Below are 12636 nucleotides of genomic sequence, written 5' to 3'. Positions count from 1 at the left end.
CCTCCCTTTATTCTGCCCCCTAGCCCTTAGCCCCTAGTCCCTAGCCCCTATTATTAACTTTAACGCTGATTACCAATGCAAAACTGTCCCCATTGCCATCAGTCTATTAATAGCAAAGCCGTGAAGTGTCCCTATTGCGGCACAGTACTCAAAGCTTATGGTCATCCAGGTATTACTTTACATCGAGCTAGCAAAGATAATTTTTTATGCGAAACCTGTACTTATCACGCTGACGATACCTGTAATTTTCCCCAACGTCCTCATGCTAAAGAATGTACCCTCTATCAGGATATCTCCCAGCCTCAGTTAGATCGTAACCCGATTTACATTCCCCGTTCTAGTCTCCTCCAATCCATCAAGTTCTGGTGTCAGCGTAACCCAGCTTTGATTGGTTTATTCGTTTTAATCGCGGTTAGCTTACTGCTTGCTGTGATTTCTATGTGAATCAGGAGTGGGGGGAGTGTGTCTGTAGGGGCGAGTCGCTACGACAATATCTCTTTAGTAACCAATCACCTTCATCGACTCGCCCTCTTTCCGGAGTAGGGAGTGGGTGAGTGGTGGCTAATAATACTCGACTAACAAAAATTATTGTCAGTTGTTAAAAAATTCAGTTGACCATAGACAAAAAGAGGCAAAGGCTCTAAACTATGTTTTGGTGAAACAATTCGTCTAGAGCCTTATGAATCTGAAGCGACTGCAATCGCTCCAGGAATCCCTGCGACCTTATTTGTGGCGGGAGTCATTTCTATTGTACGTCTTCGCCACAAGTCTCGTCAACCATAAGGCACTACTCTCTTGCGATTGCGACGGAGTTCTCAACAACTATTGAGAAATCTTCTAATTAAGAGTTGATAGGAGTCTCATGCTAGCTAACACACCGGATCGAGAAACTAACGATCTAGAAATTAATAGTTTACCCAAACAGTTAGATATTGCCACAGTTTGTATTTATGGACTGGCGATTTTATCAGGGGGCTTATTTTTGTTTTTGCCCTTTGTTAACCTTTTACATCCTAGCCCTTGGCAAAGATGGCTAGGGACAATTCATGGTTTCGCTTCTTTGCTATCCATGGTAGTGGTAGCTTATTTAGGACATCTAGCCTTTCCTTTATTGAGAGGCTCCAGCAAAATTCTCTCCCAAATGCGTACCTTAGCATTTTGGTCAACAGTATTAACATTTTTGGGAATTGCTACAGGTAACTTAGCCTATATGCGTTACCGAGCCGATATCAGTTTTGGGGGAGCTAGAGCTTGGCTAAAGGAAAATTCTCCCTTAACCCAATATGTTCTCATGGAGTATCACGAATTCAGCGTGTTATTTATTTTACCTTTAGGGGTTGCTTGCACCTGGATTTTGTGGCAATACGGCGATTCTATTTTAAAAAAGCCCAACCGCCCCGTATTAACTGTTACTTGTCTGGCACTCATGGCGATGATGTTTTTTGCGATGGGTGGGATGGTTAGTGGCTTAGGTGTTGCCAAAATTCACGCTTTGTAATCGCCGATAAAAAAGACTTTGATTGAGGAGTAACCATACTTATGACACAAGAAATTTCTGGCAAATATCCTAACCAACACCCTTGGTACGGCAGAATTTGGGCTGGCTGTAAACAGTTTCCCAAATTTCTATCCCAAGGCTCAAAAAATCCTCCCACAACGAGTGGAATAGCAGCAGCAGCCTTAATTAGTGCAGGCATTGGCTGTTTTGCCATGATGGTGAGCCATCACTTGGTTGATGCAGATAAAACTAAAACCATGGAAAAACTAGTTTGGAGTATCGGGAGTTGGATTCCAGGAAGCAATAATCCAGACAAAATGTGGGGAAATATCGGCAGCTATACGGGAAAAGAAACGATGTTGCTGATAGGTTGGTTAGTGAGTTGGCCTCTATTAAACGTACTCTGGAAAAATAAGAATATTAAGGCAAAAACCATGATTTTTTGGTTGTTAGCCTTGATGATTGCCGCTACTGCTATGTCTTGGCATCCCCTTTTCCCTTACTTACCATTGATTTAGAAAGGATTGAATTTGGATATGGAATCACCAACTAGACTGACTTCTGTCAGAGAAATGCACAAAATTGTTTGGATTTTATTGGGCGTTTTTACTTTATTTGCTGCTACTTTTCCCACTGCCTTGTGGCGAGTTAGCCAAATGGATAAATTTAAAGGCTTTCACGTCAAATCTTTGTCTGTAGAAGGGAAGTTGCAGCATAGCACCGATAAAACTCCCTAATCTGACTAAATCTGCATAATTCTCACACTATATAGTAGGGTGCGTTACATAACGCACCCTACTGATTATGAAAAGATGAGTCGCTCCCAAGAGGCATCACCCTCATCTGCTTGCCATATACGAGTTGGAGGCGATCGCAGAATTAATCAGTATTATTTGCAATAATCTAATATTATATTTATCAATTAGTAATATTTACTTATTGATAAACTATTTGAACTATACTACCTCCTCTTGTAGGGGCGACTCCCCACGACTATCCACTGCACTCACAAGTAACAATTATTGACTCGCCCTTTTATAGGGAGTGGAATAAGATTCCCTAAGTGGCTTGGAGAAAGGATTATGGGAATAAATAACTACTAACGCAGGCGAGCAAAAAATAGTTTCATGAAGATTCTGTGAAGCTTTTCGATCCTTTTGTTTAATTTCAGTAAAGCTAATTATATTTAATTATCATAAATTTAATGCCAGGTCTATTGACAAAATATTTTAATAAGCTTATCGTAAGAAACAGTTGAATCGCGAATAAAACTCAAGTCCGAACAACCTGCTGAGATAAGCAGCAAAAGGCTTGGTGAAGAGTTTGCCCTACATATAGGAAAAAAATGCTCCAAAATAAGTTCAGTCGGCTAGGTTTGGCTTTGACAGTTTCAGCTACCCTTGGACTCGTCAATTCCAACTCAGCAACAGCAGCCTCATTTAAGCAATATCAGGCAATTGACCTCGGTACTCTCAATAACAGCCCCACTGTTACAGGTGCTGCCATTAACGATGTCAGTCAAATTGTTGGTCGTTATAACAGCGCTAGTATCAATGGCTTTAACACGGGCTTTATTTGGGAAAATGGGGTGATGACAGGATTGCCCCTCACCGGATTTAAAGTAGGTGGTCCCAATGATGGAGCAACCGTGACAATGCCAGGAAGGGGAGGATTGAGTCGCTCAATCAATAATAGTGGCAAAATTGTCGGTGCTGGGGACGAACTTCCTGGCTCCACAGACAGAGGATTGCTTTGGGCACCAGATGCTACCGACGGTTACGACTTGACAATTTACGAATTTGGTGGAGTGGAAAGCTATTTTGTCGATATCAATAACAAAGATCAAATTGCAGGTTCCCACATTTATGCCCCTGGAAAACGGGATGCCATCCACTGGGAAAATGGGCACCGGACATACTTGCCTAGTTTAGGTGGGGATCTAAATTTGGGAGTGGCAATTAACGATTCAGGTAAAATTGTCGGTTACCTGGATACCGATGGTGCAGATAACGGGACTAATACCTACAGTGGAGCATTGTGGGAAAAAGATGCCAATGGCAATTACATTCTGACTAACTTAGGTACAAATGGCGCTACCCAAAGTTTTGCCCGCGAAATTAATAGCGTTGGTCAAGTTGTTGGTCAGTTAGTTAATGGTACTGGAAGCACAGCTACTACTTCTCCATTCTTGTGGCAAAACAATGCCTTTACACTCTTAGGTAGCTTGGGCGGTACTAAAGGGGATGTCGCCAATATTAACAAGGAAGGGCAAGTTGTTGGTTATTCAACAAACACTAGCAATCAAGAGCTAGCCTTTATCTGGCATGATGGCGCAATCGCTGACTTAAATACCTTATTGACCAACAATCTCTTGGTCGATGGTGCCAATGTAGTACTAAATCGGGCGACAGGAATTAACAACAAAGGAGATATTGTCGCCTACGGAAATTACAGTTACACCGATGCCCAAGGCTTGACCAAAACAGGTACTCGTACTTATTTACTTAAAAGTGTCCCTGAAGGTAACACAACGGTGGGATTGTTAGCCTTTGGTGCTGTTGGTGTTGCATATCAGCTAAAGCGTAAGGGTCAAAAAGTGACAAAAGTAAAATAGATTTCTCTCGATTAAGAGGTGCTATCAAATGCCTGGACAATTCAACTTCTCGAAAAAAGCCTGTAGGCAGCGAATGAACTTCACGCCCACAGACCAGTAATAAAAATAGTTTCTGCTCCGATCTTAGCGAAGAAGTTGTCCGATCGTCGAGAAAATCTTCAAGAGGGGTTTGTCCTCTGGAACAAACCCCTCTTTTTTAATCGGATACTTCCCCTAAGCAGATACCCTGGGGAGGTTAAGACCCCACTCTCCCACTCCCTACTCCCCTCTCCCCATTTAACAGATGACAAGTACTATCAACTAGGTTATGCTGAATCTGGACATAGAATTTAGGTGTAACCAAATTGAAGAAAGAATCTAAAGTCTCAGAATTGAGACTGGAAGGACATTTCGTTGGTTTTATCGGTAAAAGCAACGAAAAACCCAAGCGCTTAGAGCTTAAAACACTGATGGGAGAATATTGCATTAAAATCTCAAAAAATCTCCGTAGCTCCCTGGCAGAAGTACTTCAGCCAGGAGATTGGATCGAGGTTGCTGGCGAACATAAGTACTACTATAAAACAGGGGAAGCAAAGCTGAAAGCGGATTGGGTGGAAGTAAAAGGGAGAGTGGAGACAAAAGAGAGGGTTTTGCCACCTGCTGTGACAGCGCCTCAAAACCAAGGGAGTATTATGCTCTGTCAAAAGTCTTCCTGTCGCAAGCGAGGAGCAGCATTTCTAGGTGAGGCGCTCAAAGAGTCGTTGTGCGATCGCGGATTAGCAGACCAAGTTAAGATCAAAGATACAGGCTGCATGAAGCAGTGTGAGGCAGCTCCTTGTATGGTCTTCCTGCCAGACAAAGCTCGTTATACTAACGTTAAATCAAAAGATGTATCGATGCTTGTAGAGAAGCACTTTACGGCTAAACTAAAACCAGAAGCCAGTAATCCTCAACTCTCTAGTGTCCGTTGAGGCAGTTAGGGATTGGGGACTGGGAAGTAGGAGTAATTGCGCACTCTCCGATTCTCTAACTCTCCGATTCTCTATAGGAAGGAATACAGATGTCTAATGTACCACCCCCCGATCCCAACTCCTCTAAACTTGGCATGGATGAATGGATAGGTATAATCGTTACCTTCACTGTTATTGGTGCTATTTTAATTCCCATTATCAATAACAAAGAAAAAAGCTTTAATCTCAAACAATGGGGAAGTGCCTCTAATTCTGAAACAAAGACTCAGATAAAACAACTGCCAACAGCAGAAACCCCCACAGTAACAGAAACACCCATAGTAACAGCAACACCCATAGTAACAGACACACCCACAGTAACAGACACACCCTCACTGAAAGTAACTGAAATACCCTCAACGAAATCACCTGCTCCAGCCAGTTTGTTACCTGTTGCGCCGAAATTACCAGAAGCGACTGTTAATAATACATCCAACGCCCTGCGCTTGAATCAACCTCCTTCAGTTGCCACATTAGAAACACCCACACCCCAACCGACAGTAACTCCGACAAAAACTGTCAAATTTACCGACGTTGACGATAATTTGTGGGCGCGACCTTACATTGACGAGCTAGTAAAAAGGGACATTGTAAATGGCTTTAACGATGGCACTTTTAGACCAAATGAGTCTATTAATAGAGCGGAATTTTCTGCATTATTAAAGAAAGCATTCAATCAAAAACAAACATTAGAAATACCCAGCTTTAAAGATATAAAACAAGATTATTGGGGACTGCCAGTTATCCACGAAACTGCTAAAAATGGGTTTTTAAGAGGTTATCCAGACAAGACATTTCGACCGACACAACCCATTTCCAGAGTCCAGGTTTTAGTAGCGCTGACTAGTGGATTGGGGTTAAAAAATAGCAATAATTCTGACCAAGTTTTAAAAAAATATCAGGATGGGGAGCAAGTGCCAAAGTATGCTATTGAAAAAGTTAGTGCGGCGACAGAAGCAGGAATAGTAGTGAATTACCCTAATAGTAAGTCACTGAAGCCGAATCAGAATGCCACTCGTGCTGAGGTGGCAGCTTTAGTTTATCAAGCCTTGGTGAAAGAAGGTAAAGCAGAAGCAATTCCTTCTGAGTATGTTGTCAAACCATAATTTGAGGTTGAAATAAGACTTATGCGGATATCTTTTGAACGGAGTGGCGGCTTTGCTGGTATAAATCTAGTCAAAGTTTTCGATAGTGCTAATCTATCAGAAAATGATATTAATCAGGTACGTCGATTGGTTGAAGCCGGAGATTTCTTTCGGCTACCCAAAAATATTACCGCCAAAAGTCCTCAACCAGATCGTTTTCAATATATCCTGACTGTGGAAGATAATAATAAGAAACATACGGTGGAGGTTGGCGAACAATCTATGCCGGGAACTTTGAGGCCATTGATTGAATGGTTAATGGTGGCATCACGTCGTCAGAATTAATCTCACATCCTGGGTATTCCTATAATACATATCAAAGATGACAGTATCTCAAAGCAACGAAACTAAAACATCAAGTTTGTACGAGTGCGATTTTTGTGCCTGGGCTGAAGAGACTGCTTTCCTTCTGCGATCTGGTAAACTATCAGAGATCGATCTAGATAATTTGATTGATGAAGTCGAAGACATGAGCCGCAACGAAAGACGAGCATTACTGAGTAATTTGCGGGTGGTTTTGATGCACCTGCTTAACTATAAGTATCAGCCTGAAAAGCGCTCGAGTAGCTGGCTTAGTTCGATTCGCGAACACCGTACAAGAATAGGAGATGCCTTTCGGGATAGTCCAAGTTTGCGAGGATATTTTTTGGAAATGTTTGATACCTGTTATCAAAATGCAAGAAAACAAGCCGCAGATGAAACTGAATTACATCTTAATATTTTTCCCCAGGTATCTCCCTTTACGCCAGAGGAATCCCTTAATGAGGACTTTCTACCGAAATAGACAGGTGTTCATGTTGATAACAAACTCACTCTCCTTGGGGTTTACTACCATAAAAGATCAAAGCTAAAGCCGCACTCTCTGGAATCAATGCAGCAATTGCTGTTAGTTTTAATGACAAAGTATGGGCGGCATCAAATAATCCTGCCATGCCACTTAAGTGGGCTGATACAACATCCGTAACATCAATAGCTATGCAAGCAAATAAAAGAGACTTAATTGAATTCTTGTTTGAAAATGCTACGAGAATAGCAAGTACAATATCTCTGATTGCCCAAACGCGAATAGTATAGGGCATTTGGAGATTGGAAACGATAGTAGCACCAAGTTGTTCCATCAACCAATGGGGATTGATATAACCGATTGCACTAAGGACAAAACGCACTAAGCACATAATACCAATCAGAACCGCTACATACCAAACTTGATCTCGCATCGGCACCCTAAATTATTTTATAAGACAATTACCAAATCCAGGTTGGCTAACCCAGATTTTGTATTATATGGCTAGCATACACTAGTTTTGATTGATATCTACTCTGGTACATAAACCAGAATTCATTACCCTCTCCAAGGAAACATCTGGAAGATTACGCAGCATTTCATCCCATGTACTTCTAGCTTGTAAAGCTTCTACAACAACTGGCAGTGGCTGTGGCAATATCGCTGGAAAATCTGCCTCTTCAGGAAACTGAATCTTATAGGCTAATTGTTCTTGAGGTGGAGTAAACTGAGCGTTGACTCCTTCTTTGTTACCTCTGGCATCAACCCGATACCAAGCAACTTCAGGCAAATAGATGCCATTGAAGCCGTGCAAACTATATGGCGCACCCTTGTCATCAATACTCAACCGCTGATAACAAAATCCTGCGGGAATCTGATTTGCACGTAATAGTGCTGCCAGCAAATGACTCTTAGCGTAGCAATAACCTGTTTTGTAATGAAGAACATCTGAAGCTCGGCAAGTCAAAGGATTCATTTGATAGTCACAACTGTGACGAATCTCGTCTCGCACCCATTCAAAACAAGCTTTTGCGATGCCGAAGGCAAGCGAAGCTATCGCGTCAGTTGTTTGACAATCAGATCTAATTTTTTGGGCAAGTTCCAATATTATTGGATGTTTCCAATCAATTACTTCACTCACTTGTAGGTATTCTTCCATCTTAAACATCTGGTGATTATACACTGATTATATTAATATTACGACTAACGATTTCTCAACTCTGACAGATAATCTTAAGATACCATATAAAATCATCAATCTTTTTAACTAAGGCTAAGGCACATTTTCCCAATCTCTACTTAACTTCCGATAGTCATAATTAGCTGCACCCGGATGACAAGTGATACAGCCACTAGCGTTTAAGGGTTTAGGTAATTTCACTTGTGGATGGAGTATTTTAAAATAACGAGATTCACTTACCCGAAACGGTTTTGGTTCCTCTTTATTCAATGAACGAGAGAATGCTAATAGGTAATTCCAAACAATGGAAATAAACGGACGCTCAATTGGTTTTAGCTGCCTACCATAATGCTGATTTGGCTCCAATAATAAAGTGCGCCAAGTTTCTGAAGGCATCACTTCTGGTGGTAAACCAACGTGACAGCTAGCACAGTTTTCTAAATAAAGTTTTAGTCCTGACTGGTATTTTGCTGGAACCGGATCAACTGTGCCAATCGTTACGGTGCTTCCTTGGGCGATTGTCTCTGGTTTGTCGGCGGCATTGCCCAATTCTCGCGACATTCCCCATCCTAAAAGGATACTCCAGATGAATAGCAATAGCAAAAATAAGACAGGCGATGCCCGGTTTGGGCGAAGCCATTGCAATTTTTTTATAGCTTTAATTTGAGAAATCATATTGGTTATTTGTGGTTGGTTATTGGTTATTTGTGTTTGGTTATTGGTTATTTGTGGTTGGTTATTTGTCGAGTTAATGTTTTAGGTAATAAAGGCATTTCTTTTAGTATCCTTGAAGTGAAGACGAACAACTAACAACTAATAACAAACAACTAACAACCAACAACTAACAACCAACAACTCTAAGGAATGGGCACGGAACGCAATAACTGCTCAATAATTGGTTTTGCTCTACGCCCCCCTGCTGGAATCAGACGATGAGAGAGGACATGAGGTGCCAGGAATTTGACATCATCAGGAATAGCGTAGTCTCTACCCTTCAGAAAGGCTAGGGCTTGAGCAGTGCGCTGTAAGGCGAGAGTACCACGAGGACTAACACCTAGCATGACATCTTCTGCTTCGCGAGATGCTCGGACTAAGTTAAGAATATAATGTTGTAAGGAATTTTCTACCTTAACCTGCTGACAAAAATACCGCAACTCCAATACATCCACACTAGAAATACATGGTTGTAAATCGCACACCATCATCCCTTCCTGATGGCGTTGCAGCATCAGGAGTTCTTCGGATGCGCTAGGATAGCCTAAGCTTAAAGACAGCATAAATCGATCCATTTGAGCTTCTGGTAAGGGAAAAGTCCCTTGATGCTCAACGGGATTTTGGGTAGCAATGACAAAAAATGGCTGAGAAACCTGGCGAGAAACCCCATCAACAGTTACTTGCTGTTCCTCCATCACCTCTAACAAAGCAGACTGAGTACGAGGCGTTGCTCGATTAATTTCATCTGCCAATAAAATATTAGCAAATACTGGTCCTGGGAGAAATTCAAACTCGCCGCTGCGCTGATTCCAGATATTGGTTCCTGTGATATCAGTTGGTAAAAGATCCGGAGTACATTGAATTCGCTGAAATCGTCCCTCAATCGAACGCGCCAGGGATTTTGCCAGCAAGGTTTTCCCAACGCCAGGGACATCTTCTAACAAAGCGTGTCCTCCAGCTAACAAGGCTACTAGCACCAATTCAATCGTATCGGCTTTACCAACAATAGTACGACTCAGATTTTCGGTTAACTGATCAATTCGTTCTCTCATTAGTTGCAGATTTTGCCACTCCAAATGTTGGTAAATATATCATAGCTACTCGATTGGCTGGATTACTGATAATTTACACCTGACAATACCAGATAAACCAATATTTCGCAGGATAGCACTCTTTTGCTAGGATATCAGCTAGATCGGATTGCCAACCATCACCACTGCCACCACTACCGCCGGAACCGCTGCTAAAGGTACGATGGAGTATTGAATCTAGCTCGATATGAGCGTGTAACGGTTTAGTGCCAAAAATAAAATAACTGAATCCTAAAGTAATGCTGCATCATCACGATTAGCATCAAGCGTAGTTTCAAAACCGCCATTAACTGTCCACTGAATAGCACCATCCCTACCAGTCCAATAGAAATCTATTTTAGAATTTACTAAAAGCTTCACTACCTCTGGATCTACTAGATTAGATGACGCGATCGCAATTTCCGGTTTTAAGGATTCTACTAACTCTGGAATTAACGCTTCTCCAGACCACCACAATACTTGAGTCTTAGTAAGATTACCACTTTTGACTAATTGTTCTTGAATCTCTGGCTTAGTTTCTCCCAAAATTAACCAACTCTTTCCCTTGATTTGTAGCTGCACAATCGGCGGATCTATACTAATTATTTTCATAGTTGTAGAACCAACAGATAATGTTTCACCTCTTGATACTTCCTGATAATTTCCTTTTTGAGATTTCAGGGCATTTGCGATGGCTTTGCCCGCCGCAGGCATCGCAGATATTGAAGGTGTAGCTTCTTGTACTTTAGTATCAGTGACTTCTGCTTCTTCATCTCCACGTCTGCTTTCTGTCCGAGGCATAGAATCGTAAAATGTTCTCACAGGCAAACTTTCGAGCATTGATACCCAGCCACTTCTGAGGCGAGGCTGTGAATCAAGAGCAATCGCCCAATCAATTTGATTAACTCCTTGCTTTTGTAGAAAAGGTAACACAGTAAAACTAGCCGTATCTGCTTCCCCACTATTTAATAATGTGACTTTCCCCTGATCTTGAATTACTAATATTTGTTCTTCATCAGTCGCCAATACTGTAACTTGAAACTGTTCTATTTTATTTTGCCAAAAGGGAAGGAGTACCACAGTAATAGTTAATAAACCTGCTAACCACCACCGCTGTCGCACGCGAGGTATAACGCAGGATAGACAGATGAAACTGTATAGAAGTAAAAGTTGCCAGATGGTAATAGTTCCTAGTGCTATTTGATTTCCTGGTAACAAACCAAATACTTGTACCAAACCGAGCAATAATTGAATCGGATAATATAGTAACCAAGCTACAGCACTCCCTGCAATTGGATAAATTAATGCAGCGATGGCACTAATAAAGCCACCGAGACTAATAATGCCAATAAAAGGAGCAGAAAGAATATTGACTATGATACTGTAAGGAGCAACAATACCAAAAACATAAAGTTGCAGAGGTAAAGTCCAAAGAGCAGCAGCAAGTGGCACAGCGATTAAAGCTGCAATTACTCCTGGTAGCCAGTCAAATTGCTTCATCAGTGGTGGCACTGTAACCAGCAATCCCAAGGTAGCTAAAAAGCTCAACTGAAAGCCTAAATCCCAAATCCAAAGCGGGTTAAATATAAGCAGAATTGTGGCTGCTAGCAATAGCGAACCTAATGGTTTAATTTTTCTTTGGGTAACTAAAGCGATTAATGCTCCAAAGCCCATAATTGCAGCTCGAAGTACGGAAGGCTGCATTCCCGATAAGCCAATAAAAATAAGTAGGGCTAAAGTACCAAATACTAATTGAGTTTTTGCCGAAAAACGTCTTGTTAGAGCTATTATCCAACCCAGAATTAAAGATGTTTGAGTACCAGAAGCAGCTAGGGCATGAGCTAACCCAACCTGAACAAACTGATCGCGAATATTATAAGGTATATCTACCGCTCGATTCCCTAAAACCATTGAGCTTAACAACTGCCCTACTGGGCTACCAAGCCAATGAACTTGGGCACGAGTAATTCGCTGCTGTAATAACCACCACCCCCAAGATACTCCTTTTTGTTCGTCAATTCCACTAACTTGACGGCCACTTAAACCAGCAAAAACTCCTTCTTTTGCTATATAAGCGCGGAAATCAAAAGCACCTGGATTTTTGGCAGGTTTGGGTTTGTATAAAACACCAGTAACAGAAATAGTTTGATCTGGATAAATACCAGTTGCTTGAAGGAGGGGTACTGTTACATATAATCTTCCCGTTACTCCACGACTGGTAGCTCCTTTGTTACCATTGCTTTCTACCTCATTCAACTGAGTTACTGCTAACCAAAATTGCCCCTTCGATGAGCGAGTAAGCCGGGGCATAGTCTCAACTTTACCTTGAACAGTCACCACTTGCCCCTGGACTGATTCTTTTCCAGAGGTAACAAATTGACTAATATCGCTAGCTCCAGGTTGTGGTATCCGTGTATGAAAATAGAATATTGCCAGTGCTGCAACAATTCCAGCAGTTAACCATATCCCTGATTTTGGTCCACTTCGCCAAAAGCGAGGAATTGCGATCGCGGCCACTATCCCCAGTACAATGGCTCCAACAATTAGTAAACTATAGTCTTTCCATAGCACATTACTGGTGGGTAAACCCAAAATTGCTGTAGAAAGTAGCCCAAGAATATAAGCCCAACTCAGTAAAGCAC

14 protein-coding genes are annotated in these 12636 nt (G+C 41.6%); 9 read left to right on the top strand and 5 right to left on the bottom strand.

Annotated elements, in window-relative coordinates:
* Positions 1-75 precede the first annotated feature (75 nt).
* The 9 genes from NJ959_RS17060 to NJ959_RS17020 all read left to right on the top strand — a co-directional run bounded on the left by NJ959_RS17060 (position 76) and on the right by NJ959_RS17020 (position 7030).
* Complete coding sequence (locus NJ959_RS17060; RefSeq protein WP_254012939.1) at positions 76-444, top strand: zinc ribbon domain-containing protein; 369 nt, start codon at positions 76-78, stop codon at positions 442-444.
* A gap of 418 nt (positions 445-862) precedes the next feature.
* Positions 863-1498, top strand: a complete 636-nt coding sequence (locus NJ959_RS17055) for a hypothetical protein (protein ID WP_254012938.1) — start codon at positions 863-865, stop codon at positions 1496-1498.
* 41 nt (positions 1499-1539) lie between these two features.
* On the top strand, positions 1540-2016 hold the full coding sequence (locus NJ959_RS17050; RefSeq protein WP_254012937.1) for a hypothetical protein: 477 nt from the start codon (positions 1540-1542) through the stop codon (positions 2014-2016).
* Positions 2017-2034: 18 nt separating this feature from the next.
* Entirely contained in the window at positions 2035-2235 is a 201-nt protein-coding gene (locus NJ959_RS17045) for a hypothetical protein (protein WP_254012936.1), read from the top strand.
* A gap of 608 nt (positions 2236-2843) precedes the next feature.
* Positions 2844-4112, top strand: a complete 1269-nt coding sequence (locus tag NJ959_RS17040; RefSeq protein ID WP_254012935.1) for a DUF3466 family protein — start codon at positions 2844-2846, stop codon at positions 4110-4112.
* Positions 4113-4456: 344 nt separating this feature from the next.
* On the top strand, positions 4457-5062 hold the full coding sequence (locus NJ959_RS17035) for a (2Fe-2S) ferredoxin domain-containing protein (RefSeq protein ID WP_254012934.1): 606 nt from the start codon (positions 4457-4459) through the stop codon (positions 5060-5062).
* Between the two features lie 89 nt (positions 5063-5151).
* Positions 5152-6207, top strand: a complete 1056-nt coding sequence (locus NJ959_RS17030) for an S-layer homology domain-containing protein (protein ID WP_254012933.1) — start codon at positions 5152-5154, stop codon at positions 6205-6207.
* Positions 6208-6228: 21 nt separating this feature from the next.
* Positions 6229-6531 (top strand): protealysin inhibitor emfourin, encoded by a 303-nt coding sequence (locus NJ959_RS17025; RefSeq protein WP_254012932.1) that lies wholly within the window; start codon positions 6229-6231, stop codon positions 6529-6531.
* Between the two features lie 37 nt (positions 6532-6568).
* Positions 6569-7030 carry a DUF29 domain-containing protein gene (locus NJ959_RS17020; RefSeq protein WP_254012931.1) on the top strand — a complete coding sequence of 154 codons (462 nt, stop codon included), beginning with the start codon at positions 6569-6571 and terminating at the stop codon, positions 7028-7030.
* Between the two features lie 25 nt (positions 7031-7055).
* On the opposite strand, the gene NJ959_RS17015 is transcribed toward NJ959_RS17020, so the two are convergent.
* From NJ959_RS17015 to NJ959_RS16995, 5 genes are all read right to left on the bottom strand, one after another.
* Entirely contained in the window at positions 7056-7463 is a 408-nt protein-coding gene (locus NJ959_RS17015; RefSeq protein ID WP_254012930.1) for a hypothetical protein, read from the bottom strand.
* Between the two features lie 81 nt (positions 7464-7544).
* Positions 7545-8189: a transglutaminase-like domain-containing protein gene (locus NJ959_RS17010; RefSeq protein WP_254012929.1), complete on the bottom strand. Its 645-nt coding sequence runs from the start codon at positions 8187-8189 to the stop codon at positions 7545-7547.
* A 114-nt stretch (positions 8190-8303) separates the two neighbouring features.
* The gene (locus tag NJ959_RS17005) at positions 8304-8885 is read right to left on the bottom strand and encodes a cytochrome C (protein WP_254012928.1); all 582 of its coding nucleotides are present in this window, start codon (positions 8883-8885) and stop codon (positions 8304-8306) included.
* A gap of 182 nt (positions 8886-9067) precedes the next feature.
* On the bottom strand, positions 9068-9976 hold the full coding sequence (locus NJ959_RS17000) for an AAA family ATPase (protein WP_254012927.1): 909 nt from the start codon (positions 9974-9976) through the stop codon (positions 9068-9070).
* A gap of 270 nt (positions 9977-10246) precedes the next feature.
* Positions 10247-12636, bottom strand: a 2390-nt coding sequence (locus NJ959_RS16995; protein WP_309242646.1) for a ComEC/Rec2 family competence protein, incomplete at its 5' end; no start/stop codon positions are given.

Origin of the sequence: Limnofasciculus baicalensis BBK-W-15 (assembly GCF_024178385.1) — a bacterium.
Classification (GTDB): domain Bacteria; phylum Cyanobacteriota; class Cyanobacteriia; order Cyanobacteriales; family Coleofasciculaceae; genus Limnofasciculus; species Limnofasciculus baicalensis.
The sequence above is the reverse complement of the archived record's forward strand: the minus strand, read 5'-3'. Positions and strand labels throughout refer to the sequence as shown.

What these genes read in the sequence shown, in the direction of transcription:
- NJ959_RS17060 (WP_254012939.1), top strand. Translation starts at nt 76, where the DNA reads ATGCAAAACTGTCCCCATTGCCATCAGTCTATTAATAGCAAAGCCGTG.
- NJ959_RS17055 (WP_254012938.1), top strand. Translation starts at nt 863, where the DNA reads ATGCTAGCTAACACACCGGATCGAGAAACTAACGATCTAGAAATTAAT.
- NJ959_RS17050 (WP_254012937.1), top strand. Translation starts at nt 1,540, where the DNA reads ATGACACAAGAAATTTCTGGCAAATATCCTAACCAACACCCTTGGTAC.
- NJ959_RS17045 (WP_254012936.1), top strand. Translation starts at nt 2,035, where the DNA reads ATGGAATCACCAACTAGACTGACTTCTGTCAGAGAAATGCACAAAATT.
- NJ959_RS17040 (WP_254012935.1), top strand. Translation starts at nt 2,844, where the DNA reads ATGCTCCAAAATAAGTTCAGTCGGCTAGGTTTGGCTTTGACAGTTTCA.
- NJ959_RS17030 (WP_254012933.1), top strand. Translation starts at nt 5,152, where the DNA reads ATGTCTAATGTACCACCCCCCGATCCCAACTCCTCTAAACTTGGCATG.
- NJ959_RS17025 (WP_254012932.1), top strand. Translation starts at nt 6,229, where the DNA reads ATGCGGATATCTTTTGAACGGAGTGGCGGCTTTGCTGGTATAAATCTA.
- NJ959_RS17020 (WP_254012931.1), top strand. Translation starts at nt 6,569, where the DNA reads ATGACAGTATCTCAAAGCAACGAAACTAAAACATCAAGTTTGTACGAG.
- NJ959_RS17015 (WP_254012930.1), bottom strand. Translation starts at nt 7,463, where the DNA reads ATGCGAGATCAAGTTTGGTATGTAGCGGTTCTGATTGGTATTATGTGC.
- NJ959_RS17010 (WP_254012929.1), bottom strand. Translation starts at nt 8,189, where the DNA reads ATGGAAGAATACCTACAAGTGAGTGAAGTAATTGATTGGAAACATCCA.
- NJ959_RS17005 (WP_254012928.1), bottom strand. Translation starts at nt 8,885, where the DNA reads ATGATTTCTCAAATTAAAGCTATAAAAAAATTGCAATGGCTTCGCCCA.
- NJ959_RS17000 (WP_254012927.1), bottom strand. Translation starts at nt 9,976, where the DNA reads ATGAGAGAACGAATTGATCAGTTAACCGAAAATCTGAGTCGTACTATT.